The organism is Nonomuraea typhae (genome assembly GCF_009760925.1).
Classification (GTDB): Bacteria; Actinomycetota; Actinomycetes; order Streptosporangiales; family Streptosporangiaceae; genus Nonomuraea; species Nonomuraea typhae.
In genome coordinates this window covers 177,961-202,989 of sequence record NZ_VRLV01000017.1, presented here as the reverse complement: position 1 = coordinate 202,989, position 25,029 = coordinate 177,961, and the positions used below count along the sequence as shown (strand labels likewise).

At 70.4% G+C, this 25,029-nt stretch carries 25 protein-coding genes; 9 read left to right on the top strand and 16 right to left on the bottom strand.

The window, feature by feature from the left end; all coding sequences use genetic code 11:
• Window positions 1–21 precede the first annotated feature (21 nt).
• On the top strand, window positions 22–624 hold the full coding sequence (locus FVE25_RS44430) for a TetR/AcrR family transcriptional regulator C-terminal domain-containing protein (RefSeq protein WP_157253551.1): 603 nt from the start codon (window positions 22–24) through the stop codon (window positions 622–624).
• On the opposite strand, the gene FVE25_RS44425 is transcribed toward FVE25_RS44430, so the two are convergent.
• Window positions 600–905 carry an antibiotic biosynthesis monooxygenase family protein gene (locus FVE25_RS44425; protein ID WP_157253550.1) on the bottom strand — a complete coding sequence of 102 codons (306 nt, stop codon included), beginning with the start codon at window positions 903–905 and terminating at the stop codon, window positions 600–602. The two genes, FVE25_RS44430 and FVE25_RS44425, sit on opposite strands and share 25 nt — an antisense overlap.
• A gap of 50 nt (window positions 906–955) precedes the next feature.
• On the opposite strand from FVE25_RS44425, the gene FVE25_RS44420 reads away from it, so the two are divergent.
• From FVE25_RS44420 to FVE25_RS44410, 3 genes are read left to right on the top strand one after another with little or no spacing between them, the layout of a single operon-like run.
• Window positions 956–1,459: a CGNR zinc finger domain-containing protein gene (locus FVE25_RS44420; RefSeq protein WP_157253549.1), complete on the top strand. Its 504-nt coding sequence runs from the start codon at window positions 956–958 to the stop codon at window positions 1,457–1,459.
• A gap of 44 nt (window positions 1,460–1,503) precedes the next feature.
• Window positions 1,504–2,112: a GNAT family N-acetyltransferase gene (locus FVE25_RS44415; RefSeq protein WP_157253548.1), complete on the top strand. Its 609-nt coding sequence runs from the start codon at window positions 1,504–1,506 to the stop codon at window positions 2,110–2,112.
• A gap of 15 nt (window positions 2,113–2,127) precedes the next feature.
• Window positions 2,128–3,000: a 1,4-dihydroxy-2-naphthoate polyprenyltransferase gene (locus FVE25_RS44410; protein ID WP_157253547.1), complete on the top strand. Its 873-nt coding sequence runs from the start codon at window positions 2,128–2,130 to the stop codon at window positions 2,998–3,000.
• Between the two features lie 6 nt (window positions 3,001–3,006).
• On the opposite strand, the gene FVE25_RS44405 is transcribed toward FVE25_RS44410, so the two are convergent.
• Complete coding sequence (locus FVE25_RS44405; protein WP_219825921.1) at window positions 3,007–3,717, bottom strand: siderophore-interacting protein; 711 nt, start codon at window positions 3,715–3,717, stop codon at window positions 3,007–3,009.
• A 160-nt stretch (window positions 3,718–3,877) separates the two neighbouring features.
• On the opposite strand from FVE25_RS44405, the gene FVE25_RS44400 reads away from it, so the two are divergent.
• Genes FVE25_RS44400 through FVE25_RS44385 form a run of 4 tightly spaced genes read left to right on the top strand, consistent with a single transcriptional unit; the run spans window position 3,878 to window position 8,591 of the window.
• A complete protein-coding gene (locus FVE25_RS44400; RefSeq protein WP_246268426.1) occupies window positions 3,878–5,233 on the top strand; it encodes a purine-cytosine permease family protein in 1,356 nt (451 codons plus the stop codon).
• Complete coding sequence (locus FVE25_RS44395; protein WP_157253545.1) at window positions 5,230–6,951, top strand: adenine deaminase; 1,722 nt, start codon at window positions 5,230–5,232, stop codon at window positions 6,949–6,951. Before FVE25_RS44400 ends, FVE25_RS44395 begins: the two co-directional genes overlap by 4 nt.
• A complete protein-coding gene (gene add, locus FVE25_RS44390; protein WP_157253544.1) occupies window positions 6,948–7,934 on the top strand; it encodes an adenosine deaminase in 987 nt (328 codons plus the stop codon). The genes FVE25_RS44395 and add overlap by 4 nt, the downstream gene beginning before the upstream one ends.
• Window positions 7,935–7,949: 15 nt before the next feature.
• Window positions 7,950–8,591 (top strand): winged helix-turn-helix transcriptional regulator, encoded by a 642-nt coding sequence (locus FVE25_RS44385; protein WP_157253543.1) that lies wholly within the window; start codon window positions 7,950–7,952, stop codon window positions 8,589–8,591.
• On the opposite strand, the gene FVE25_RS44380 is transcribed toward FVE25_RS44385, so the two are convergent.
• The 9 genes from FVE25_RS44380 to FVE25_RS44340 form a co-directional block, all read right to left on the bottom strand.
• Complete coding sequence (locus tag FVE25_RS44380) at window positions 8,588–10,096, bottom strand: PucR family transcriptional regulator (protein WP_157253542.1); 1,509 nt, start codon at window positions 10,094–10,096, stop codon at window positions 8,588–8,590. The two genes, FVE25_RS44385 and FVE25_RS44380, sit on opposite strands and share 4 nt — an antisense overlap.
• Window positions 10,087–10,749, bottom strand: coding sequence for a TenA family protein (locus FVE25_RS44375; RefSeq protein ID WP_157253541.1), 663 nt, complete (start codon window positions 10,747–10,749; stop codon window positions 10,087–10,089). Before FVE25_RS44375 ends, FVE25_RS44380 begins: the two co-directional genes overlap by 10 nt.
• 9 nt (window positions 10,750–10,758) lie before the next feature.
• Window positions 10,759–11,244, bottom strand: coding sequence for a GNAT family N-acetyltransferase (locus FVE25_RS44370; RefSeq protein WP_157253540.1), 486 nt, complete (start codon window positions 11,242–11,244; stop codon window positions 10,759–10,761).
• A gap of 140 nt (window positions 11,245–11,384) precedes the next feature.
• Entirely contained in the window at window positions 11,385–12,122 is a 738-nt protein-coding gene (dapB, locus tag FVE25_RS44365; protein WP_157253539.1) for a 4-hydroxy-tetrahydrodipicolinate reductase, read from the bottom strand.
• Window positions 12,123–12,240: 118 nt separating this feature from the next.
• The gene (locus tag FVE25_RS44360; protein WP_157253538.1) at window positions 12,241–13,551 is read right to left on the bottom strand and encodes a M16 family metallopeptidase; all 1,311 of its coding nucleotides are present in this window, start codon (window positions 13,549–13,551) and stop codon (window positions 12,241–12,243) included.
• The gene (locus FVE25_RS44355) at window positions 13,548–15,869 is read right to left on the bottom strand and encodes a polyribonucleotide nucleotidyltransferase (protein ID WP_157253537.1); all 2,322 of its coding nucleotides are present in this window, start codon (window positions 15,867–15,869) and stop codon (window positions 13,548–13,550) included. Before FVE25_RS44355 ends, FVE25_RS44360 begins: the two co-directional genes overlap by 4 nt.
• 263 nt (window positions 15,870–16,132) lie before the next feature.
• The gene (rpsO, locus tag FVE25_RS44350; protein ID WP_157253536.1) at window positions 16,133–16,402 is read right to left on the bottom strand and encodes a 30S ribosomal protein S15; all 270 of its coding nucleotides are present in this window, start codon (window positions 16,400–16,402) and stop codon (window positions 16,133–16,135) included.
• A 171-nt stretch (window positions 16,403–16,573) separates the two neighbouring features.
• The gene (locus tag FVE25_RS44345; RefSeq protein WP_157253535.1) at window positions 16,574–16,828 is read right to left on the bottom strand and encodes a hypothetical protein; all 255 of its coding nucleotides are present in this window, start codon (window positions 16,826–16,828) and stop codon (window positions 16,574–16,576) included.
• A 13-nt stretch (window positions 16,829–16,841) separates the two neighbouring features.
• A complete protein-coding gene (locus tag FVE25_RS44340) occupies window positions 16,842–17,768 on the bottom strand; it encodes a bifunctional riboflavin kinase/FAD synthetase (protein WP_157253534.1) in 927 nt (308 codons plus the stop codon).
• Between the two features lie 82 nt (window positions 17,769–17,850).
• On the opposite strand from FVE25_RS44340, the gene FVE25_RS44335 reads away from it, so the two are divergent.
• Window positions 17,851–18,873, top strand: a complete 1,023-nt coding sequence (locus FVE25_RS44335; RefSeq protein WP_157253533.1) for a TRM11 family SAM-dependent methyltransferase — start codon at window positions 17,851–17,853, stop codon at window positions 18,871–18,873.
• Between the two features lie 95 nt (window positions 18,874–18,968).
• Here the strand turns inward: FVE25_RS44335 and truB are convergent, their stop codons facing one another.
• From truB to infB, 5 genes are all read right to left on the bottom strand, one after another.
• Window positions 18,969–19,844 (bottom strand): tRNA pseudouridine(55) synthase TruB, encoded by an 876-nt coding sequence (gene truB / locus FVE25_RS44330; RefSeq protein WP_157253532.1) that lies wholly within the window; start codon window positions 19,842–19,844, stop codon window positions 18,969–18,971.
• On the bottom strand, window positions 19,844–20,911 hold the full coding sequence (locus FVE25_RS44325) for a DHH family phosphoesterase (protein WP_157253531.1): 1,068 nt from the start codon (window positions 20,909–20,911) through the stop codon (window positions 19,844–19,846). The genes truB and FVE25_RS44325 overlap by 1 nt, the downstream gene beginning before the upstream one ends.
• Window positions 20,908–21,381 (bottom strand): 30S ribosome-binding factor RbfA, encoded by a 474-nt coding sequence (gene rbfA / locus FVE25_RS44320; protein ID WP_157253530.1) that lies wholly within the window; start codon window positions 21,379–21,381, stop codon window positions 20,908–20,910. The genes FVE25_RS44325 and rbfA overlap by 4 nt, the downstream gene beginning before the upstream one ends.
• A 19-nt stretch (window positions 21,382–21,400) precedes the next feature.
• Window positions 21,401–21,697, bottom strand: coding sequence for a DUF503 domain-containing protein (locus FVE25_RS44315; protein ID WP_157253529.1), 297 nt, complete (start codon window positions 21,695–21,697; stop codon window positions 21,401–21,403).
• A 120-nt stretch (window positions 21,698–21,817) separates the two neighbouring features.
• Window positions 21,818–24,949: a translation initiation factor IF-2 gene (gene infB, locus FVE25_RS44310; protein WP_157253528.1), complete on the bottom strand. Its 3,132-nt coding sequence runs from the start codon at window positions 24,947–24,949 to the stop codon at window positions 21,818–21,820.
• Between the last annotated feature and the right edge of the window lie 80 nt (window positions 24,950–25,029).

Sequence of the window (25,029 nt, the reverse complement as noted above, 5' to 3'; positions counted from 1 at the left end):
TTAGCACTGCTAAGGTGAGGTGTGAACAAGAAGCTGACCCGGCAGCTGCTCATCGAGACCGGGCTCCGCCTGCTGGACGAGACAGGGCTCGACGGCCTGACCGTGCGCAGGCTGGCCACCGAGCTGGGCGTGCAGTCACCCGCCCTCTACTGGCACATCACCACCAAGCAGGACCTCCTGGACGGCATGGCCGACGTCATCGTGCTGGCCGCCGGCATGGGCCCCCCGAAACCCGGCGAATCCTGGCAGGACTGGCTCATCCGCCGCGCCCGCGCCTACCGCGCCAGCCTGAAGTCCCATCGGGACGGCGCCCGGCTGGTCGCCGGCGCCACGAGCCTCAGCCAGGAGGCGATCGACCTGTTCGAGGAGGAACTCGACGCCATGGTCGCGGCCGGCTTCACCCCCGGCCTGGCGCTGCGCACGATCAGCGCCCTGTCCCACTACACGCTCGGCGTCGTCCTGCGCGAGCAGACCGAGGGCCGGGGACGCTGGGACGGCACGCCCGGGCCCACGTTGCGCGCCGCCGTCGCGGGGACGGGCGGCGCGCTGAACGAGGCGACCTTCGAGCACGGGCTGCTCGCCCTGGTCAACGGGACGGCTCAGGCGCTGGCGAACACCTCGTAGTGGGAGACGGTCCGCTCCCGGTCGACCAGGTAGGCGTCGTCGTCGGGATAGAAGACGGCCTGGGAGGGCTGTGCCCCGGCGAACGCCTCGATCGCCTCCCACGACTCCCAGAACGAGATCAACAGGAACTCGGTCCGGTCCCCGTCGTCGCGCCGCGTGAACCGCACCCCCAGGTTGCCCGGCGTGGCGGTATAGCCGGGAAAGCCGGTGCGCAGCAGGTAGTCCTCGTAGGCGGAGGCGTCGGCCGTGCGGGTCCAGCCCCGCCAGATGCGGACGATCATCGATCGCTCCTCTCCAGATTAGACACCACCCATCACGCTACAGTGGTTTCATGCTGGAGCTCGTACGTGATTTCGTGAACACCTACGACGTGGAGACCGACGCCGACGAGCTGACCTCACCCGCCGAGCTGGCCCTGTGGCTGCGCGAGCGGGGCCTGGCCGCGGAGGGCGACCGGGCCGTCGACGACGACCTGACCACCGCGATCGCGCTGCGCGAGGCGCTGCGGGCCGGGCTGCGCCGCGCGGCGCCGGTGGACCTTCCCGGGCTGGCGCTGCGGGTGACGATCGACGGCACGCCCCGGCTGGCGCCGATGAGCGCCGGCGTGCCCGGCGGACTGGCCACGATCGCGGCAGCCGTACTCGATCCGGGCTGGGAGCGCCTGAAGGTCTGCTCGGAAGGCACCTGCCAGTGGGCGTTCATCGACGCCTCCAAGAACCGTTCGCGCTCTTGGTGCTCGATGAAGGTCTGCGGCAACCGCACGAAAACCCGTGCATATCGGGCGAGGAAGCATGGTTCGCGTCGTCTCCAAGGCTCAAACACCGATACGGTGTAACTCGTGCCGTGTGGCATGACGGCAGGCGAAGGAGCGGGCCGAAAATGGCAGACGTAGGCGTCCGGGCGGCCCGGCGCGAGGATGTGCTCCAGGTTGCGAACGTTCAGGTCCGCGCCTGGCGCTACGGCTACCGGGAATTTCTTCCCGAGGGGCCGCTTGAGCAGATGACCGGTCCGGCGGCCGAGAAGATGTGGCTGCGCCAGTGGGACGAGGCGATCGTCGCCCCGCCCACACCCCGGCACCGGGTGCTCGTGGCGGTCGAGACCATCCTCGACACCGAAGGCTTCCCCGCGCTGGGCGTCGGCGGCCACGGCGCACCCGCCACCCCGCGCGGCGGCGAGCGCGTGGTGGGCCTCGCCTCCCACGCCCCGGCCGAGGACCCCGATCTCGACCCGACCGTCGTCGCCGAGATGCTGACACTCCTGGTCGACCCCGACTTCGTCCGCCGCGGGCACGGCAGCCGCCTGCTCAACGCCACCGTCGACCACCTGCGCGAGGACGGCTTCCGCCAGATCGTCACGTGGGCCTTCGCCGACAACTACGCGGTGCTCGGCTTCCTGGAGTCGGCCGGGTGGGGCGAGGACATGGCAGAACGCGTGCTCGACATGGGCCGGCCGATCCGCATGGTCAGGCTCAGCACGGACATCAGCTAGAGGTACTAGGAGAACATGGCAACCCCCGGCCAGTGGATCGCCGGTGCGCGTCCGCGCACCCTGCCCAACGCCGTCGTCCCGGTCATGGTCGGCACCGGCGTCGCCTTCGGACTCGGTGACGTCAACTGGTGGCGTGCCGTCCTCGCCCTCCTCGTCGCGCTGCTGCTGCAGATCGGCGTCAACTACGCCAACGACTACAGCGACGGCGTGCGCGGCACCGACGACCGCCGCGTGGGCCCGATGCGCCTGGTCGGCTCCAAGGTCGCCACGCCGCGGCAGGTGCTGGTGGCCGCCCTGGGCTGCTTCGCCGCCGCCGCCGTGGCCGGGCTGGTCCTGGTCGTCCTCACCCAGGCGTGGTGGATCATCCTGGTCGGCGCCGCCGCGATCGCCGCCGCCTGGTTCTACACCGGCGGCACGACCCCGTACGGCTACCGCGCCCTGGGCGAGCTGGCGGTCTTCGTCTTCTTCGGCGTGGTCCCGGTGGCCGGCACGACCTTCGTCCAGGTCGAGTACATCTCCACGGTCGCCCTGGCCGCCTCGGTCCCGATCGGCCTGCTGTCGTGCTCGATGCTGGTGGTCAACAACCTGCGCGACGTGCACACCGACGGCCCGGCGGGCAAGAAGACGCTCGCCGTCGTCCTGGGCGCCGAGCGCACCCGGGTGCTGTACGCCGCCTGCCTGGTCGTCCCGTTCATGGCGGTGCTGGCGATGGTGACCGTTTCGCCGTGGGTGGCGCTGGCATTGCTGGCGGCCCCGCTGGCGATCGCGCCGATCCGCACCGTGCTGGGGGGTGCCGTCGGCCCGGCCCTGATCGGGGTCCTCCAGGCGACGGGCAAGCTGCAACTGGCGTTCGGACTGCTGTTCTCCGTGGGGCTGGCGCTCATCTAGCGGGCGCTAGTCGAGCCCCGTCTTGCCGGGCGTCCAGTAGGGCTTGGTGATCACATTGCGGCGCGGCCAGCCGCGCTCGTTGACCAGGTGGGCTCTGACCAGCTGGATCGTGCGTGCCTCGCCGGCCAGGTAGGCGAGGCCGGGCTCGGATGGAAGGTCGAGTGCCGCCACCGCGCCGGCCAGTTCGCTGGAGGAGGCGGCGCTCCTGCCCTCGCGGAAGGTCCAGGTGATGCCGTCCGGAAGGGGCAGGACGTCCTCGGAGGTGTCGACCTCCACGACCCCGTGGAACGGCTCGCTCAGATGGCGCAGCATCGCGCCGAAGGTGACGCTCGCCGTCTCGTCTCCGGCGAACACGTGGTACGGCGCGGCCCGGGTGACGAAGGTGCCCTCCGGACCTTTGAAGGAGACCTCGTCACCAGGCTGAGCGGCACGGGCCCATTGGGCACCGGGTCCTTCGCCGTGGTCGAGCACGAGCAACTCCAGCCCTGTGCTGTCCAGATCCCAGATCGAATACGTACGCAGCATGTCGCCGGGGCGGCGCCAGACTTCCCGTATATCGCCGACCAGGATGCGCACATGCTGCCCCGGCGTCCAGGACAGCCCGGCGAGGGCGGGCCCTTCCAGCCTGATCAGGCGCATGCGCCGCGTGGACATCCCGATCTTCGCTACGGTGGCGGTGACGAGCAGCCGGTCGATAACTAGCTTCCCGATATTCACACTTTGGATCTTAATCTCAACGGCGCTCTGCGCGTCTAGATATATCGTGATCTTTTTGTATTCGCCGACAAGCCCACTCGAGCAAGCTCGTATATTCGGATAAATGCCCAGGTCAGCCCTGTTTGGTTCACTGAGGGAAATACCTGCCTGGGAGGATGCCATGGAGCAACGCGGGATCGAGCTGGTCCCCGCCGGAGAGAGGTATGGGCGCCCGCGTGACCTGCTCTTCCTGTGGACCGGCACGACGATGGGCATCTTCACCCTCGTCTACGGCACCACGGTCGTGGCCGCCTTCGGGCTGAGCTTCTGGCAGGCGGTGGCCGCCATCCTCGTCGGCAACCTGCTGGCCTTCCCGCTCGTCGGGCTGACCAGCCTGCAGGGCCCGGCCACCGGCACCTCCACCATGACCGTCTCCCGCGCCGCCTACGGCCCGAAGGGCGCCCGTCTGCTCAGCTTCTTCGGCTGGCTCAACATGGTCGGCTTCGAGGCCGGCGGCATGGTGCTGATCACCTTCGCCGCGCTGTCCCTGCTGGGGCAGACCGGCATGGACACCAGCAGCCTCGGGCTCAAGGTCACCGTCATCCTCGTCGCGGCGCTCATCCAGCTCGTGCTGCCGCTGATCGGCCACGCCGCGGTGATGAAGGCCCAGAAGTACTTCACCTGGATCTTCGTGCTGCTCTTCGGGCTGATGGCGATCCTGGTCGGGCCGAAGGTCGACGTCTCGGCCGGAGGCGGGGCGGACTTCACCACGTTCACGGTGGCCGTCGCCCTGATCATGTCGGCGGGCGGGCTGTCCTGGGGGCCGCTGGGCGGCGACTACTCGCGTTACCTTCCGGCCGGCTCCTCCAAGAAGGCGGTGTTCGGGTACGCCTTCCTGGGCGGCTTCCTGCCGTACGTGCTGCTGATGACCCTCGGCGCGGCCGTCGCGACCGTGGTGAAGGACGCGGCCGACCCCATCTCCGGGCTGCCGGGGGCGCTGCCGTCCTGGTTCGTGGTGCCGTACCTGCTGCTGGCCATCGTCTCGTTGTTCGCGGTCAACACCACCGACCTGTACTCGTCGGGGTTGAACCTGCAGGCCGCCGGCATCAAGGTGAAACGATGGGTGGCGGTGGTGGCCGACCTCGTCCTGTGCGTGGTCATCACGTACGTGGCGGTGACGTCGGAGAACTTCAACACGATGCTCAACACGTTCCTGGGCCTGCTCATCATCTGGCTGGCGCCGTGGGCGGGCGTGTACGTCACCGACTGGCTGCGCAGGAAGGGCCGCTACGACGCCCGCGCGCTGTTCGACGAGGACGGCCCCGGCCAGGTCCGCTGGGCGGCCATCATCGCCCAGGTCGCGGGCATGGCCGCCGCAGCGCTCTGGATCAACTCCACCGCCTTCTCCGGCTGGATCTCCCAGGCCACGGGCGGCACCGACTTCAGCATCTTCGCCGGGTTCCTGGTGGCCGGTGCGGTTTACGCCGTGCTGGACCGCGGGCCGGTATCCGTTCCTGTTCTCGAGGGGGCTCGATGACACTGCTCGACGTGGCGTACGGCAGGCGGCCGGCTGACACGATCATCACCAACGGCACGCTGGTCAACGTCTTGACGGGCGAGGTCTACCCCGCAGAGATCGGGATATTTCAGGATCGCATCGCCGCTGTCGGGCCCAGCCTTCCCCTGGGGCCCGACACCCGGGTGATCGACGCCGGAGGCGGGTACCTGGTCCCGGGCCTGATCGACGGGCACCTGCACATCGAGTGCAGCAAGCTGTCCGTCTCCAGTTTCGCCGATCTGGTCGTGCCGCTCGGGACCACGAGCGTGGTGTCGGGGCTGGACCAGGTGCTCGTGGTCGAGGGCCTGCCCGGAGTCCGGAAATTTCTGGATGAGTCGAAGAAAACCGGGATGCGGATCTGGTGGGGCGCCCCCGCGAAAGCGCCGTACACCGTGCCCCAGAGCACCGTCGGCTTCACCTTCGGCCCCGACGAGCACCGCGAGGCCCACACCTGGCCCGAGTGCGTCGGCGTGTGGGAAACCGTCCAGGAGATGGTCGAACACGGCGACCCGGCGGTGATGCAGGCTCTGGAACTGGCCGAGAAGCACCGGCTGCCGGTCTTCGGCTGCGCGCCCCTCTCGGACGCCCGCCGGATCGCGGGCCTGGCCGCCGCCGGGATCCGGCTCGACCACGAGTCCTACTCCCACGAGGAGATGCTGGAAAAGCTGCGCCAGGGTATCTACGCCATCGTGCGCGAATCCTCGGTGGCCCACTTCCTGGAGGAGAACATCCAGGTCGTCGGCAAGGCCGGCGCGCGCAGGGTGGCCTTCTGCACCGACGACGTGCACGCCGCCGACGTCCTGGCCGGTGGGCACATGGACAAGCTGGTGCGCATGGCGGTCAAGGCCGGGGTGGACCCGGTCACCGCCATCCAGATGGCCACGGTCAACTGCGCGGAGATGTACCGGATCGACGACAAGGTGGGCAGCATCGCGCCCGGCCGTTTCGCCGACGTGCTCATCGTCGACTCCCTGGAGGACTTCCGGGTGCGCGAGGTGGTCTCCGCCGGCAGGCTGGTCGCCCGCGAGGGCCGCATGCTCACCCCGACGATCCCCCCCGCACGCGGCGAGGTCACGAAATTTCCTGTTAAAACGGTCACTGCCGACGACTTCGCCCTGCGCAGCGACGAAACCCAGGTGAACGTGCTGGCCATCGGCTTCACCGAGCAGGTCTTCGTGCGCAAGCGCCGCGACGTGACGCTGCCCGTCGTCAACGGCGTCGTCGAGCCCTCGGTCGAGCAGGATGCCCTCCTCGTGACCGTCGTCGAGCGGTACGGCAAGGCCGGCAACATGCCCGTGGCCGTGGTCAGCGGCATGGGCATCCGCGAAGGCGCCATCGCCACCAGCGCCGCCCCGGACGACAACAACATCATCTGCGTCGGCGCCTTCCGCGCGGACATGGCGGTCGCGGTCAACGCGGTCAGCGAGATGGGCGGCGGCCAGGTCATCGTGGTGAACGGCGAGGTCCGCGAGCGGCTGCCGCTGCCGATCGCCGGCATCGTCGCCGACCTGCCCGCCGCCGAGATGGCCGTGGCCGAGCAGCGCCTCGACGACCTCGCGCGCGAGCTGGGCTGCACGCTGCCGGCGCCGCTGATGTACCTGTTCTTCCTGTCCATCACCGCGATCCCCGACTACGCCGTGACCGATCTCGGCCTGGTGGATTGCGTCAACCTCGAGATCGTGGAGGTCATTCAGTGAGTGAGTTCATCGCCGGGCTGCCCAAGTGCGAGCTTCACCTGCACATCGAGGGGACGCTGGAGCCGGAGCTCAAGTTCGAGCTGGCCCGGCGCAACGGGATCGCCCTGCCGTACCGGAGCGTCGAGGAGATGCGGGCGGCCTACGACTTCGACTCCCTGCCGTCGTTCCTCAAGATCTACTACGAGGGCATGGGGGTGCTGCGCACCGAGCCCGACTTCTACGACCTGGCCATGGGATACCTGCGCAGGGCCAAGGAGCAGAACGTCCGGTACGCGGAGATCTTCTTCGACCCGCAGGCGCACACCTCGCGCGGCGTGCCGTTCGACGTGGTGATCCGCGGGCTGCGGCGGGCGCTCATCGACGCCGAGAGCCAGCTCGACGTGCGGGCCCAGCTCATCATGTGCTTCCTGCGCGACTTCCAGGCCGAGTACGCGATGGCGACGCTGCTGGAGTCGCTGCCCTACAAGGAGTGGATCGCCGGCATCGGCCTGGACTCCGATGAGAAGGGCAACCCGCCGGCCAAGTTCGCCGCGGTGTACGAGCGGGCGCGGCAGGAGGGGTACCTGCTGACCATGCACTGCGACGTGGACCAGGACAATTCTGTCGAGCACATCCGCCAGGCGATCCAGGACATCGGGGTCAACCGGGTGGATCACGGGGTGAACATCCTGGAGGACCCGCGGCTGGTCGACGAGATCCTGGACAAGGGCATCGGGCTGACCTGCTGCCCGATCTCCAACGGCTACGTCACCGACTCGATGAAGATCGAGGGCATCCGCAAGCTGCTCGACCTGGGCGTCCGGGTCACGATCAACTCCGACGACCCGGCCTACTTCATGGGTTACGTGGCCGAGAACCTCGAGGTGCTCAACTTCCCCGAGGAGGATCTCAGGCAGCTGCAGCGCAACGCCTTCGAGATCACCTGGCTGCCGCGGCACGTCAAGGACGCCTACCTGGCCGAAGTGGACGCCTACGCCCCTTAGTTGCTAAAAACAAGTATGGGGAAACGGGAGTACGGGCAGTACTGCGGCCTGGCGCGGGCCCTCGAGATGGTCGGCGAACGCTGGGCCCTGCTCATCGTCAGGGACCTGTTCGTGGGCCCCCGCCGCTACACGGACCTGCGCAAAGGGCTGCCCAAGATCCCGACCAACATCCTCTCGGCCCGGCTGAAGGAGATGGAGGCGGCGGGGATCATCCATCGCCGCGTCCTGCCCCGGCCCGACGGCTCGGTCGTCTACGAGCTCACCCCCTCCGGCCGCGAGCTGGAGCCGATCGTGCTGATGCTCGGCCGCTGGGGCGCCCGCGCGCTCGGCGAGCCCCGGCCCGGCGAGATCATCACGCCGGAGCTGCTGATCATGGGCATCCGCAGCGCTTTCCGCCCCGAGGCCGCGCTCGGCGTCCGGGCGGGCTACGAGCTGCGGATCGGCGAGATCGTGCTGGCCATCGTCGTGGAGGACGGCTCGCTGACCGTCAACGAAGGCCCCGCCGTCCGCCCGGACCTGGTCATCGAGGCCGAGCCGCAGTTCAAGTCGGTGCTGGCCCGCGAGCTCACCCCCGACGAGGCGATCGCCGCCGGGCACGTGCGCCTGACCGGGGACCCGGGCCTGCTGAAGCAACTGATCGAGATGGTGCACCTCTAGCGCATGCGCACGGCCAGCATGAAGTCCACGCGTTCGTCCCAGGAGTTCAGCGAGCGGCCGGTGAGCTCTTCGACGCGCTTGATCCGGTAGCGCAGTGTGTTGACGTGCACGTGCAGGCGTTCGGCGGTGGCGGTCCAGTTGCCCGACTCCTCCAGGAACGCCTGGAGGGTCTCCAGCAGGTCCGTCTGGTTGGCCGCGTCGTAGGCTTCCAGCGCCCCCAGCAGCCGCGTCCGGAACGACCGCCGCAGATCCGGCGGAATCGCCGCCAGCAGCGTGCGGTGCGAGCTCACGTCGTCACCGGTGATCACGCTGACCCGCTCGCCGCTCAGCGCCGCCAGCGCCCGCGCGTGCCTGGCCTCCTCGATCAGCCCGCTGAGCGCCGCCGGTCCGGTGGTCACGTTGCTGACGCCCAGCGCGATCCGCCCCTCGCCCAGCCCCGCCTCCAGCCGCCGCGCGCCGGCCAGGACGTGCTCGGTCAGCTCCCGCGCGGTGTTCCCGGCCAGCGGCACCAGCGCGATCGCCGCGCCGTCGGCCGCGGTGACGATCCCGGGCGCGAGCGGCCGCAGCAGCTCATCGAGTACGGCGACGCCCACGTCGTCACCGCCGGCCACGGACAGGGCGACCACCAGCAACCCGTGCTCGGTCTCCACGTGCAGCGTGTGCAGCCGGGAGACCACGCCGGGCAGCGCCGCGTCCCCGGATTCCAGCAGCTCCAGGAGCTGGTCGAACACGCGCCGCTCGATCCGCTGGGCCGCCTCCAGCCGGGAGCGCTCCAACGCCACCAGCGCCGCCAGCTCCACGACGAGATCCTCGTTGTCGCCCTGCGCCTGCTGGCCGGCGTAGGCCAGGAACCAGTTCGCGATCCGGTGCGGGGCGCCCTTGCTGATCGGGAAGACCGACAGCCCGCCGACCATCCCCGGCAGGTGGCGGGCGGTGAGGAAGGTGCGGGCCAGGCGGACGCGCTCCTCCTCGGACAGCGGCTGGGAGCCGACGACGACCCGGCCGGTCGGCGACATCACCCAGCAGGGCACGTCCAGTTCCCCGGCGACCGCGGTGACCACCTTGGTGAGGCTGCCGCCGTCCACCAGCGTGCTGGCTAGGCGGCGGCGGGAGCCGTACCGGCTGCGGGGCGCGCTGCCGAGCTCGGTGATCAGCGTGCGCAGGACGTGCTCGGTGACGTGGCTGAAGGGCACCTCGACGGGCAGGGTGAGCAGGGGCAGCCCGGCCTCGGCGCAGGCGTCGATCAGGTCGAGGGGGACGCCCTTGAGCGCGGTGCCGGAGACGAGCGCCGCCACATCACCCAGCGCCTTCACGAAATTTCGGGATGAGTCGGCGCCGGTGTGCCAGGTCAGCTCCGTCAGCACCAACTCCCCCGGCTTCACGAACCTGGACGGCTCGGCCAGGTCCGTCGTGGACACGCCGCGCACCTGCCGGTCGAGCAGATCGTGCCCGGTCAGCACCTTCAACGCGAGGTGATCGGCCTGGACCAGCTCCCTCAGCCGCATGGCCAGCCCTCCCGGCGCCAGGCGGCATCCCAGAACATCCACTCGAACCGGGCCGTGGTCAACGCCTTCTCCAGCAGCCGCTCCCGCTCGTCGGCGCCGAGCGGCAGCCCGTCGAGCAGGTCGAGGGCCTCGGCCACGGTCTCCTGGTATGCCTGCGCGCCGTACGTCTCGATCCACCAGGCGTAGAGCGGATCCGGCGACGAACGCCGCAGCAGCGCCTCCCCGATCCGGGCGTAGAACCAGTAACAGGGCACCAGCGCGCCCAGCGCCTCGCCGAAGGTCCCCAGCGAACAGGTCCGGACCAGGTAGGACGCGTAGCCGACGGTCGCCGGACCCGCGGGCACCTTGCGCGCGTCCGCCTCCTCCAGCCCGAACGCCGCCAGCAATTCGGCCACCAGGCTGTGCTCGACCTCGACCGTCATGGCCGCGTCGCGGGCGAAGGTCTGCACCGCCGCCGGATCCGGCGCCCGCGCCGCCACGGCCGCCTGCGCGCGAGCGTAGTCGGGCAGGAAATGCGCCTCCTGCACCACATAGTGGCGGAACGCCTCCCGGGGCAACGACCCGTCGGTCAGTCCCGTGAGGAACGGGTGGGCCGCGATCTGCTCATAGACCCCGCCCACGACCTGCCACAACTCTTCACGGAACCGGCTCACCCACCCAGGCTATCGACCCAGCTCGGCCCGCATCACCACGCGCGGGGCCACCTCGATGCCGAGGTCCCGCTCATGCTCGACGATCTTGCGCACCTCGGGCCCCCACGCCGCCGCGTCCAGCGTGGCGAACCCGTGCCGCGCGTACCACGGAGCGTTCCACGGCACGTCCCGGAACGTCGTGAGCGTGACCGCCGGCGCCCCCACGGCCCGCGCATGATCGAGCACGGCCGCCACGAGCCGCCCGCCGATCCCCTGCCGCATCCGCTCCGGATGCACCGCCAGCTGGTCGAGATGGACATTCCCGTCGGCCCAGCCGACCATCGCGAACCCCGCCGCGGGCTCACCCTCGACCAGCACGGAACCGAGGTCACCCGCCTCCTCGACCATCGTCGTGCCGGGCGGAAACTCTATCCCCACCTGCACGAACAGCCCGTCCGCCGCCTGCTCGACCTCGACCAGCCGGGCGAGCTCCCCCGGTTTCGCCCATCGCACCATGGCGACACGGTCTCATGTTCCACCGCACTGTGTCGCGTGCGTTTAGTGTGATGATCGCGTACCTGGCTTGTGCGGAGCCGGGAACCCCTCCGCACGGCGTGCCCGCGTCCCGGACGCGGGCACGCCGTCCCAGGGGACACTCAGAGGTCGAGCAGGTGCTCCAGCCCGACGGTCAGCCCCGGCACCTCACGCACCCGCCGCACGCCCAGCAGCACGCCCGGGGTGAACGCCGCCCGGTTCATCGTGTCGTGCCGGATCGTGAGCGTCTCGCCGTCACCGCCCAGCAGCACCTCCTGGTGGGCGATCAGGCCGGCCAGCCGTACCGCGTGAACGCGCACGCCGCCGACGTCCGCGCCGCGCGCGCCGTCGAGCCCGGTGGTGGTCGCGTCCGGCATCGGCGCGGAGCCCGCCTTCGCGCGCGCCTCGGCGATCAGCTCAGCCGTACGGCGGGCGGTGCCGGAGGGGGCGTCGGCCTTGTTCGGGTGGTGCAGCTCGACGATCTCGGCCGACTCGAAGAAGCGGGCGGCCTGCTGGGCGAAGTGCATCATGAGCACCGCCGCGATGCCGAAGTTGGGGGCGATCAGGCAGTTCGTCGCCGGGAACCGCTCCAGCCACCCGCGCACGGCGGCCAGCCGTTCCTCGTCGAACCCCGTCGTCCCCACCACCGGATGGATTCCGTGGGAGATGCACCATTCGAGGTTCTTCATGACCACGTCGGGGTGGGTGAAGTCCACCACCACCTCGGCGCCGGTCAGGTTCTCGATGTCGTCGCCCTGGTCGACGGCGGCCACGAGCTCCATGTCGGAGGCCGCCTCGACCGCCTTGCACACCTCGACGCCCACCCGTCCGCGAGCGCCCAACACCCCAACTCTGATCACGCGCTCACTTTACTAAGAGTTACGGCAGGCCGCCCCCGCGCCACCCGCCTCACCGACGTTCCCCAAGAACGCGCAAGCCCCGCACCGCCACAGGCCGTGCGGGGCTTTCAGCACGTTGTCAGGCGATCGCCGGGGCGAAGTCCTTGTCTCCGTACGGCCCGATGACCGCGAGGGTCAGAGGGCGTTTGAGGACGTCGGCGGCCACCACCGCGATCTCTTCCGGGGTCACCGCGTCGATCCTGGCCAGGACCTCGTCCACGGACATGAGCTCGTCGTAGACCAGCTCGTTCTTGCCGATCCTGGACATGCGCGAACCGGTGTCCTCCAGGCCGAGGACCAGCCCGCCGCGCATCTGGCCCTTGCCGCGGACGATCTCCTCGGCGCTCAGGCCCTCGTCCACCACGCGAGCCACCTCGTCGCGGCAGATCTGGAGCACGTCGTCGATCTTGGAGGGCAGGCAGCCCACGTAGATCCCGAACTGGCCGGTGTCGGCGTAGGCCGAGGTGTAGGAGTAGGCCGAGTAGGCCAGGCCGCGCTTCTCCCTGATCTCCTGGAACAGGCGCGAGGACATGCCGCCGCCCAGCGCCGCGTTCAGGACGCCCAGGGCGAAGCGGCGATCGTCGGTGCGCGACATGCCGGTGGTGCCGAGCACCAGGTTGGCCTGCTCCGTCGGGCGGTCGATCACCCGCACGCCGGAGTGGGTCGCCGCGCCCGGGCCGCTGGTGCGCGGCGGGGCGCACTCCAGCGAACCGCCCAGGGCGCCGGCCCGCTCGTAGGCGCGGGCCACCAGCTCCACCACCTGCTCGTGGCGGATGTTGCCGGCGACGGAGACGACCGTGCGCATCGGGCGGTAGTAGCGCTGGTAGTACTCGAGGATGCGCTCACGGCCGAGCGCGTTGATCGAGTCGACCGTGCCCAGGATCGGGCGTCCGATGGGCGAGTCGCCGTACAACGCGGCCGAGAACTGCTCGTGCACCACGTCGGACGGGTCGTCGTCGTGCATGGCGATCTCTTCGAGGATGACGCCTCGCTCGGACTCGACGTCCTCCGCGGTGATCAGCGAGCTGGTCACCACGTCGGCGAGCACGTCGACCGCGAGCGGCAGGTCCTCGTCGAGGACCCGCGCGTAGTAGCAGGTGTACTCCTTGGCGGTGAAGGCGTTGATCTCCCCGCCGATGCCCTCGACGGACGCCGAGATCTCCATGGCGTTCCGCGTGGGCGTGCCCTTGAACAGCAGGTGTTCCAGGAAGTGGGTGGCCCCGGTGTGCTCGGGGGCCTCGTCACGCGAGCCGATGCCGACCCACATGCCGACCGCGACGGAACGCACGGTCGGCATGGTCTCGGTCACCACGCGCAGCCCACCGGGGAGGACGGTGCGCTGGACGACCCCGGCACCGTCCTTTCCAGGATGCAGCGTGGTAGTCGTCACGAGTTCCGGTCGTCCTCCGTGTTGCGCACCGTGCGGGTGCGCGTGCGGGTACGGCGGGGCTTGTCGTCACGCGGCTTGTCCTCGGCCGCAGCGGCGTCGGCCTCGGCCGGGGCGCCGTCGGCGGGGGCCGCGGCCTTCTCCTCGGCCTCCTTCTCGATGACCTCGACCGGGACCAGGGAGAGCTTGCCCCGGCCGTCGATCTCGGCGATCTCGACCTGGATCTTCTCCCCGACGCTCATGACGTCCTCGACGTTCTCGATGCGCTTGCCGCCGTGCAGCTTGCGGATCTGGGAGACGTGCAGGAGGCCGTCCTTGCCCGGCATGAGCGAGATGAACGCGCCGAAGGCGGCGATCTTGACGACCGTGCCCAGGTAACGCTCGCCCACCTCGGGCATGTGCGGGTTGGCGATGGCGTTGATCGCGGACCGGGCGGCCTCGGCGGACGGGCCGTCGGTGGCGCCGATGTAGATCGTGCCGTCGTCCTCGATGGTGATCTCGGCGCCCGTGTCGTCCTGGATCTGGTTGATCATCTTGCCCTTGGGGCCGATGACTTCGCCGATCTTGTCGACCGGGACCTTGATGGTGATGATGCGCGGCGCGGTCGGGTTCATCTCCGCCGGGGAGTCGATCGCCTCCTGCATCACGTCGAGGATGGCCAGGCGCGCGCCCTTGGCCTGCTTCAGCGCGGCGGCCAGGACCGAGGCCGGGATGCCGTCGAGCTTGGTGTCGAGCTGGAGCGCGGTGATGAGGTCCTTGGTGCCGGCGACCTTGAAGTCCATGTCGCCCATGGCGTCCTCGGCGCCCAGGATGTCGGTCAGGGTGACGTAGGTGTCGCCCTCGCCGATGAGACCCATCGCGATGCCGGCGACCATCTCCTTGAGCGGCACACCGGCGTCCAGCAGCGCCATCGTGCTGGCGCAGACCGAGCCCATCGAGGTGGAGCCGTTGGAGCCGAGCGCCTCGGAGACCTGGCGGATCGCGTAGGGGAACTCCTCGCGGGTCGGCAGGACCGGGATGAGCGCCCGCTCGGCCAGCGCGCCGTGGCCGATCTCGCGGCGCTTGGGCGAGCCCACGCGGCCGGTCTCACCGGTGGAGTACGGCGGGAAGTTGTAGTTGTGCATGTAGCGCTTGGTCCGCTCGGGGTTGAGCGTGTCGATGACCTGCTCCATGCGCAGCATGTTCAGCGTCGTGATGCCGAGGATCTGGGTCTCGCCGCGCTCGAACAGCGCCGAGCCGTGCACCCTCGGGATCACGTGGACCTCGGCGCTCAGGGCGCGGATGTCCTTGGTGCCGCGGCCGTCGATGCGGATGCCGTCCTTGACGACGCGCTCGCGCATGAGCTTCTTCATGACCGAGCGGTAGGCGGCCGACAGCTCCTTCTCGCGGCCCTCGAAGCCCTCGCCGAGCTTGTCCAGCAGCACGCCCTTGATGCGGTCGAGCTCGTTCTCGCGCTCCTGCTTGCCGGCGATGGTGAGCGCGGTGGCCAGCTCGCTCCTGATCGCGCCCTCGACGGCCTCGTAGGCGTCTTCCTGGTAGTCGGGGAAGACGGGGTACTCGGCGGTCTCCTTGGCGGCGACCTTGGCGATCTTGTTCTGCGCCTCGCACAGCACCTTGATGAACGGCTTGGCCGCGTCGAGACCCTGCGCGATGGTCTCCTCGGTGGGCCCGACGGCGCCGTCGGCGACCAGCTTCAGCGTGTCCTTGGTGGACTCGGCCTCGACCATCATGATGGCGACGTCGCCGTCGTCGAGCACGCGGCCGGCCACGACCATGTCGAAGGTGGCCTTCTCCAGCTCCTGGTGGGTCGGGAAGCCCACCCACTGGCCGTCGATCAGCGCGACGCGCACGCCGCCGATCGGACCGGAGAACGGCAGCCCGGCCAGCTGCGTGGACAGCGAGGCGGCGTTGATGGCGACCACGTCGTACAGGTGCTCGGGGTTGAGCGCCATGACGGTGGCCACGACCTGGATCTCGTTGCGCAGGCCCTTGACGAACGAGGGGCGCAGCGGGCGGTCGATGAGGCGGCAGGTGAGGATGGCGTCCTCGGAGGGACGGCCCTCACGGCGGAAGAACGAGCCGGGGATGCGGCCCGCGGCGTACATGCGCTCCTCGACGTCGACCGTGAGCGGGAAGAAGTCGAAGTTCTCCTTGGGCGACTTCGAGGCGGTGGTCGCGGACAGGACCATCGTGTCGTTGTCGAGATAGGCGACAGCCGAACCGGCGGCCTGGCGGGCCAGCCGCCCGGTCTCGAACCGGATCGTGCGCGTGCCGAACGCGCCGTTGTCTATGACGGCTTCGGCGGTGTGGACACCCTCCACGGGGGACCTCCTTGGTCGGTCGGTCTCCCGCGCCCTCTTTACTCACCGGCACCCTCGTTAGGTGCAGCGCCGGTCTTCGATCGAAGCGCCCGGTTCCTGACCGGAAGCCACTACCGAGGACCGGCCCGCAGGCGTCGCGGGTCGCATGGTGCTTGACGGACGCGGGGGCTCTCAGTGTCTCTGATCTTCAGTTGTGTGGCCCGGCGCGACTCGCCGGTGCCCATATGAGAAGGGAGCGGCCACCGGGCCGCTCCCTTGCCATTCTATCGACGCAGGCCGAGCCGCTCGATGAGCGTACGGTAGCGCTGGATGTCGGTGTTCTGCAGGTACTTCAGCAGGCGACGCCGGCGCCCGACGAGCAGAAGCAGGCCACGACGGCTGTGGTGGTCGTGCTTGTGCGTCTTCAGGTGCTCGGTGAGCTCGCTGATGCGCTTGCTGAGCAGCGCGATCTGCACCTCGGGCGACCCGGTGTCGCCGTCAGCGGTCGCGTACTCGGCGATGATTGCCTTCTTGGCAGCGGTGTCGAGGGACACGGCTCTCCTTCAATCTACGGACACGCGGTGAATGGATCAGGTGACGCGAGCGACCATGCGTGCCTACAGTCGCCGCAACGAAGGCATCGTGCGGGCAGCGCGACGCGCCGCCGAAACAGAGCCGACACCACAGGCTACCACCAGTTGACAGCCCGCGTACTCCGCGTGATCTCACAGACTGTTAACGAAGCGCCGGGCGTCGTCCTCGCCCATCCCCGTCTCGCCGCGCACGAGGAAGACCGCCTGTTCGGTACGGCCGGCCGCCTTCATGTCCCGCACCCGCCACGCGAGATCCTTCTGGTCCTCCTGCTCGGCCGCCAGGCGGCGCAGGCGGCGCAGGCGTCCGCCCATGATCTGGAGAACCGCGATGACGGGCGCCGCGAGGAGGATGGCGAACGCGATGATCCAGAGAAGTAAGGCGTCCATGGCCGCATAGTAGTTAGCCGGTGATCCGCCGGGCTTCGTCGACATCCGCGTGGATCTGGGCGATCAGCGCCTCGATGGAGTCGAACTTCGTGTTCGCCCGGAGGCGGGCAGCGAAGTCCACGGCCACGTGCGCGCCGTACAGCTCCAGGTCGTCGCGGTCGAGCGCATATGCCTCGACCGTGCGCGGCACGCCCTCGAAGGTCGGGTTGGTGCCCACCGAGATCGCCGCGGGCCAGCGGCTGCCCTCGTACAGGGCCGGCAGGTTGCCCACGGCCACGCACTGCAGCCAGCCCGCGTACACGCCGTCTGCGGGAATCGCGGTGTGCGGCGGGGTCTCCACGTTGGCGGTGGGGAAACCGAGCTGGCGCCCGCGCTGGTAGCCGCGGACCACGACGCCTTCCACCCGGTGCGGCCGGCCGAGCTCGGCGGTGGCGGCGGCGACCTCGCCCTCGGCCACCAGTTCCCTGATCACGGTCGAGCTGACGCCCTCCACCAACGGCACGACTTCTACCGAAAAATCGTACTTCGCACCGAGTTCTCGCAACGTCTCCACGTCGCCGGCCGCCTTGTGGCCGAAGGCGAAGTTCGCCCCCACCACGACCGCCTGCGCCCCGAGCCGGTCGGCCAGCACCTGCTCGGCGAAGTCCCCCGGGGACAGCCGGGACGCCTCCAGCGTGAACTCCAGCACCTCCACCTCGTCCGCGCCCGCCGTACGCAGCAGCTCGGCCCGGCGGCGCGCGGTCGTCAGGCGGGGCGGGTGGGACCCGGGCCTGACCACTTCGGCGGGGTGCGGCTCGAAGGTCAGCGCGACCGCGCGCAGCCCGCGCTCCCCGGCCACCTCGGCGGCTCGCGCGAGCACCCGCTGATGCCCGCGGTGCACGCCGTCGAACACGCCGATCGTGACGACGGACCCTCCAGAACGCTGCACGCCCGGCCCCATTCGTTTCCGTGACCACTCAACAGCGTCAAGCCTGCCATGCCCGCCGGGTTCACCTGTCATCGAGGGGTAGCATCGTCGCATCATGCCTCGATACGCGCTGCTGATCCTGCCTGCCTTCAACCGGGTCTACGGTGAGGCATCCATCCGCCTGACCCGATCCGAGCTGGAGGTCTTCGGCCGGCGGGCGCTCCGGGCCGAGGTCGCGGAGGTGGCCGAGGAGGTCGTCGGCGGCGTGCCGTACGTCTGCTTCGAGACCGCCACCCCGCTGGACGAGCACGACGTGGCGCTGCTGTCGAACCTGTCGTCGGTCTACGCGCTGTTCGGCGTCGAGGGCGAGCTGCTGCGCCCGCTGAGCGTGGCGCCGCTGGACAAGCTGAGCAGCGACCTGCTGACCATCCAGAAGTACGCCGGCAAGACCAACGAGCACTTCACCAAGCTGCTGCTCAACGTGACCGTGCTGGCCACCGACTTCCCGCTCGGCGGGCATCTGTCGCTGTTCGACCCGATGTGCGGGCGGGGCACCACGCTCAACCAGGCGCTCATGTACGGCTACGACGCCTACGGCATGGACGTGGACGGCAAGGACTTCGAGGCGTATTCCGGGTTCCTCAAGAAGTGGCTGCGCGACCGGCGGCTCAAGCACACCGCCGAGACGGTCCCGGTCCGGCGTGACCGGGCGCTGATCGGGCGGCGGCTCAACGTCACCTTCGCCGCCACCAAGGAGGCGTTCAAGGGCGGCGACACGCAGCAGGTGGGCGTGGTCAGCGCCGACACCCTGCGCGGGCGCGACTTCTTCAGGCCGCGCTCGTTCGACGTGATCGCCACCGACGCCCCGTACGGCGTGCAGCACGGCAGCCGGAGCGGGGGCGGCGGCCTGTCCCGCAGCCCGCTGGAGCTGATCCGCAGGGCGGTGCCCGTCTGGGCGGAGCTGCTGAAGCCAGGGGGCGCGATGGGCATCTCCTGGAACACCTACGGCGGCAGCCGCGACGACCTGGCCGGGATCCTGGAGGGGTCCGGGCTCGAAGTCCAGAAATTTCCGGACTTCGAACACTGGGTCGACCAGGCCATCGTCCGCGACATCATGGTCGCCAGAAAACCCGCCTGACACCCACCAATGCCACGCCATTCCGGACATGTCGCCCGGAGTCGGGCGCGTGAAAGCGGCGGGTCTGACCGGAAGCGGCCCAGGGCTAGCGCCGGTCAGGCGGCGGTGAAGACGGCCAGGGGCTTGGCGGTGCGGCCCTGTTCCTCGACCAGGGCGAGCAGTTCGCCGTCCGGCCCGAACACCCCGATCGGCCCCTCGCCCAGCCCGGCCGCGGCCAGCCGTCCGCCGTGGGAGACGACCCGCGCCTGCTCGGCCGTCACGTCCATCCGGGGAAAGGCCGCCGCCACCGCCTGCCCGATCGGCAGCACCACGCACTCCTCGGCCAGTTGCTCGATCGTCCGCGCGGCCGACAGCTCGTAGGGCCCCACGCGGGTCCGCCGCAGATACGTCAGATGCCCGCCGACCCCGAGCCCGTCGCCCAGATCCCGGGCCAGCGAGCGAATGTAGGTCCCGGACGAGCACCGCACCGTGGCATCGACGTCCACCACGTCGTCGTGCGCCCGCACCGCCGTCACCTCGAAGGCGTGCACCGTCACCGGCCGCGCCTTCAACTCGACGTCCTCACCGGCCCGCGCCCGCTTGTAGGCCCGCTCGCCGTTCACCTTGATCGCGCTCACCTGCGGCGGCACCTGCATGATCGGCCCGGTCAGCGCCGCCACCCCGGCGTGGATCGCCTCCACCGCCACCCCGCCGGCCGAGGTCGTGGCCAGCAGCTCGCCCTCGGCGTCGTCGGTGCTGGTCGAGACGCCCAGCCGGAACGTCGCCTCGTACACCTTCTCGGTCAGCGCCAGGTGCCCCAGCAGCCGGGTCGCCTTCTCCACCCCGATCACCAGCACGCCGGTGGCCATGGGATCCAGCGTGCCCGCATGCCCCACCCGCCGCGTGCCGGCGATGCGGCGCAGCTTGCCGACGACGTCGTGCGACGTCCACTCGGCCGGCTTGTCCACGATGATCAAGCCGCTCTCGGCCATCAAGCCTTCCTCGGAAGTAGTGCCCGGATGTTGTCCATGGTCGCCTCCACGCTCTCGTGCGAGGTGAACCCGGCGGCGCTGCGATGCCCGCCACCGCCCAGCGCGGCGCAGACGGCCGCCATGTCCACGGCGCCCTTGGACCGCGTCGACACCTGCCAGGCGCCCAGGTCGTCCTCCTTGAGCACGACGGCCACCTCGGCCTCGTCGGTCCGCCTGACCACGTCGATGATGGCCTCCACCTCCTCGTACGGCAGGCCGTACGCGGCCCGGTCGAGGCGCGTGACGTAGGTCCAGATCAGCCCGTCCTCCAGGGTGACGCGCTCCAAGGCGGCGCCGAGCACCTTGAGGTAGCCGAACGGGGAACGGTCCCACAGCTCCCGGGCGATCTCGTCGGTGCGCAGCCCGGTCGCCACGAGCCGGGCGGCCATCTCGTGCGCCGACGCGGTCGTGGAGGAGTGCCGGAAGGAACCGGTGTCGGTGACCAGCCCGGCATACAGGCACGTGGCCACGTCGCGGTCGAGGCCGCCGCCCAGCCGGTAGATCAGCTGCTCGGCCAGGACGGCCGTGGCCGCCGCGTCCGGGTCGATGATCCCGATCGTGCCGAACCCGGTGTTGGACGGGTGATGGTCCATGACGACGACCTCGCGCGCCTTCCCGGCGTTGACGGCCAGCAGGCCGAGCCGGTCGAGCGTGGACGAGTCGAAGGTGATCATCAGGTCGGGCTCGGCCGGGTAGCCGGCCGGCGGCACGAGCAGGTCCTGCCCGGGCAGGAAGCGCAGCAGCCGCGGCACCGCGAAGTTCCGGTCGCCGAAGGAGGCCACGACCCTCTTGCCCATCGAGCGCAGCACCAGGCCGACGGCCAGCATCGAGCCCAGCGCGTCGCCGTCGGGCGAAACGTGGCAGGCCAGGGCCACCTCGTCGGCCTGCCGTACCAGGGAGAGCACCCGGGTCCAGGCCGTCTCCCCCACGGCCTGGCCACCGGGACGCTCCGCCGTACCGCCGAGAACGCGGGCCGGGGCGCCCCGGGAAGGGCGCCCGCGAGCTCCGTCGCGCACGTCGGGCGTCATGCTGTCGAGTGCCCCGCGTGGTCGGACGGCTCGTCTTCGTCCGCGTCGTCCGTGTCGGGCTTCTTGTAGGGGTCGGCGTCGCCGGCGTAGGTGGCGTTCTCCGCCTGGCGGGCGAGTTCCTCGTCCTTGGCGCGCGCGGCGTTGATGAGGTTGTCGAGCTGCCGGGCGCTGTCGGGCAGCGGGTCGTGCTTGAACGTCAGCGTGGGCGTGAAGCGCACCCCGGTCTGCTTGCCGACCTCCGAGCGGATGATGCCCTTGGCGCTCTCCAGCGCGGCGGCGCTGTCGGCCCGCTCGGCCTCGGAGCCGAAGACCGTGTAGAAGACCGTGGCCTCGCGCAGGTCGGCCGTGATACGGGTGTCGGTCACGGTCACGAAGCCCAGGCGTGGGTCCTTGATCCGCCGCTCCAGCATTTCGGCGACGATCTGCTGGATGCGGTCGGCGAGCTTGCGCGCTCGTGCGGCGTCCACCATGTCAAAGTCCCCCTTTGTCTCACTCTTCGTCGTTGTAGATCCGCTGCCGGGCGGACAGCAGCTCGATCTCGGGGCGATAGGCCACCAGGCGTTCGCAGGCGTCCAGGACCTCTTTGCAGTTGGCCGCGGAGGACGAGACGACGGCGACGCCGATCTCCGCTCTGCGGTGCAGGTCGAGGTGTCCGGTCTCGGCCGCGGCCGCACTGGGGTAGCGCCGCAGGACCTCGGCGACCAGGGGACGCACGACAGATCGTTTCTGCTTCAGCGAGCGCACGTCGCCGAGCAGGATGTCCAGGGTCAGAGCACCCACATACATCGTTGGCAACCACCGCTTTGCTCGAGTTCAGAACGCACGCCCGGCTGCGCTGCGGTGGAAAGCCAGGCCGGGCGCGCGAGGGGCGCCCGGCGGATGGTCCGCCGGGCGCCCGGCCACGTGTTACACGCGCGGCTTCTCCCGCATCTCGAACGTCTCGATGACGTCGTCGATCTTGATGTCGTTGTAGCCGACACCGATACCGCACTCAAAGCCCTCGCGGACCTCGGTCGCGTCGTCCTTGAAGCGGCGCAGCGACGACACCGTGAGGTTGTCGGCGACGACGACACCGTCGCGGATGATCCTGGCCTTGCTGTTGCGGACGATGACGCCCGTGCGGACCAGCGAACCGGCGACGTTGCCGATCTTCGGCACCTTGAAGACCTCGCGGACTTCGGCGGTGCCCATCTGCACCTCTTCGAACTCGGGCTTGAGCATGCCCTTGAGCGCGGCCTCGATCTCCTCGATCGCCTGGTAGATGACCGAGTAGTACCGAATGTCGACACCCTCGCGCTCGGCCAGGTCGCGGGCCCGGGGCTCGGGCCGGACGTTGAAGCCGATGATGACCGCGTTGTCGTCGGCGACGGCCAGGTTGACGTCGTACTCGGTGATGGCGCCGACCGCGCGGTGCAGGACACGGAGCCTGACCTCTTCGCCGACGTCGATCTTGAGCAGGGCGTCTTCCAGGGCCTCCACCGAACCGGACACGTCGCCCTTGATGATGAGCTTGAGCTCGTCGACGCTGCCCTTCTCGAGGTCCTTGAAAATGTCCTCGAGGCTGCGGCGGCGGCTGGACTTGGCCATGTCGGCGCTGCGCTTGCGCGCGGCGCGCTGCTGGGCGATCTGGCGAGCCATCCGGTCGTCGGTGACCACGATGAAGTTGTCACCGGCGCTCGGCACGGCCGTCAGACCCATGACCAGGACCGGACGCGACGGGTCGGCCTCTTCGACCGGCTCCATGTTGTCGTCGAGCAGCGCCCGGACGCGGCCGAACGCCTCGCCGCAGACGATGGAGTCGCCGACGCGCAGCGTGCCGCGCTGGACCAGGACGGTCGCCACCGGACCGCGCCCCTTGTCGAGGTGCGCTTCGATCGCGATGCCCTGAGCGTCCATCGTCGGGTTGGCGCGCAGGTCGAGCTCGGCGTCGGCGGTCAGGATGATCGCCTCGAGGAGCGCGTCGATGCCGGTGCCGTTCTTCGCGGAGATGTCCACGAAGAGCGTCGAGCCGCCGTACTCCTCGGCCACCAGGCCGTACTCGGTGAGCTGGGCGCGGACCTTGTTGGGGTCGGCGCCCTCCTTGTCGACCTTGTTGACCGCGACCACGATCGGCACGTCGGCCGCCTGGGCGTGGTTGAGCGCCTCGATGGTCTGCGGCTTCACACCGTCGTCGGCCGCGACCACCAGCACCGCGATGTCGGTGGCCTTGGCGCCTCGGGCACGCATGGCGGTGAACGCCTCGTGACCCGGGGTGTCGATGAAGGTGACCTTGCGGTCTTCGCCCTCATGGGTGGTCTCGACCTGGTAGGCACCGATGTGCTGGGTGATGCCACCGGCCTCGCGGGCGACCATGTTGGTCTTGCGGATGGAGTCCAGCAGCTTCGTCTTACCGTGGTCGACGTGACCCATGACGGTCACGACCGGCGGACGCGCGGCCAGGTCGGCCTCGTCGCCCTCGTCCTCGCCGAACTCGATGTCGAAGGCCTCGAGGATCTCGCGGTCCTCCTCCTCCGGGCTGACGACCTGGATGTTGTAGTCCAGTTCCTGGCCCAGAAGCTGCAGCGCGTCCTCGTTGACCGACTGCGTGGCGGTCACCATCTCGCCCAGGTGCAGCATGATCTGCACGAGCGAGGCGGGGTTCGCGCCGATGCGGTCGGCGAAGTCGGACAGCGACGCGCCGCGCGGGAGGCGGATCGTCGCACCGTTGCCCCGCGTGACCTGCACGCCGCCGATCGCCGGCGCCGACATGTTGTCGAACTCCTGGCGCCTCTGCCGCTTGGACTTGCGCCCACGCGTCGGACGGCCGCCGGGGCGACCGAAGGCGCCCGCCGTACCGCCGCCGCGGCCACGACCGCCGCCGCCACCGGGACGACCGGCGAAGCCGCCGCCGCCACCGCCACCGGGACCACCGGTGCCCGTGCGGGGACCGCCACCGCCGCCGCCACCGGGACGACCGGCGAAGCCGCCGCCGCCACCGGGACGACCGCCGCCGCCACCCGGACGGCCGGCACCGCCGCCACCACCGGGACGGCCACCGCCGCCGCCGGGGCGACCGCCGCCGCCACCGCCGCCACCGGGACCGGAAGGACGGCCCTGCGGCATCATCATCGGGTTCGGCCGCGGCCCGCCGGGACGGGGGCCACCGGCGCCGGGACCCGGACGCGGACCTGCGGCGCCGGGCGGACCCGGACGCGGGCCGGGAGCGGGACGGTCGCCGCCGGGACGCGGCGGACGCGGCATCCCGCCATCGCGCGGCGGGCCGTCACGACGGTCGCGCGGACCGCCCTGGCCACCGTCGCGGCCACCGGGACGGTCGCCGCCGGGACGGCGGTCAGGCCGGGCCTGGCCCATGCCGCTGGCGTTGGACGAGAACGGGTTGTTGCCGGGGCGCGGGCCGCGCGGGCCCGGCTTGGGACCGGGACGCGGGCCGCCGCCGGACTGTGCGCCCGGGCGCGAGCCCTGCTGGCGCTCACCCGAGGGACGCTCACCCGAGGGGCGCTCACCCGAGGGACGCTCGCCCGAGGGCCCGCCGGGACGCGGCGCGGGACCGGGCTTGGGACCGCCGGGACGCGGCGCGGGACCGGGGCGCGGGCCGGGCGTCGGCCGCGCGGAGGTGCCGCTGTCGAAACGGGCCTGCGGAGCCTCGGGGCGCGGGGCCTCGGGCTGCGCGGGCGCCTGCTGCTGCTGGTGCGGCATCGGAACCGGACCAGGACGCGGGCCCGGCTTCGGGGCCGGACCGGGCTTGGGCCCCGGACGCGGGGCAGACGGAATCGGCGCCTCTGCGCCATTGCCGGCCTGGCTGTCAGCCGGCCGGGGAGCAGCCCTTGGCGGCTGCGGCTTGTTGGACGACGAACCGCCGCCCCTGCTGGACCCACCCTTCGATGCGCCCAGAGCTTCGGTGAGCCTGCGGACCACCGGCGCCTCTATGGTGGAGGACGCCGAGCGGACGAACTCCCCCATTTCCTGGAGCTTGGCCATGACGACCTTGCTCTCGACGCCGAACTCCTTAGCGAGCTCGTATACCCGGACCTTCGCCACTGCACTCCCTTACTCGGCCCGGGAGGCTGGCTGTGCCGTCCGGACCGTCGTTAACTTGACGTCTTCATCGCCGCGTGCTC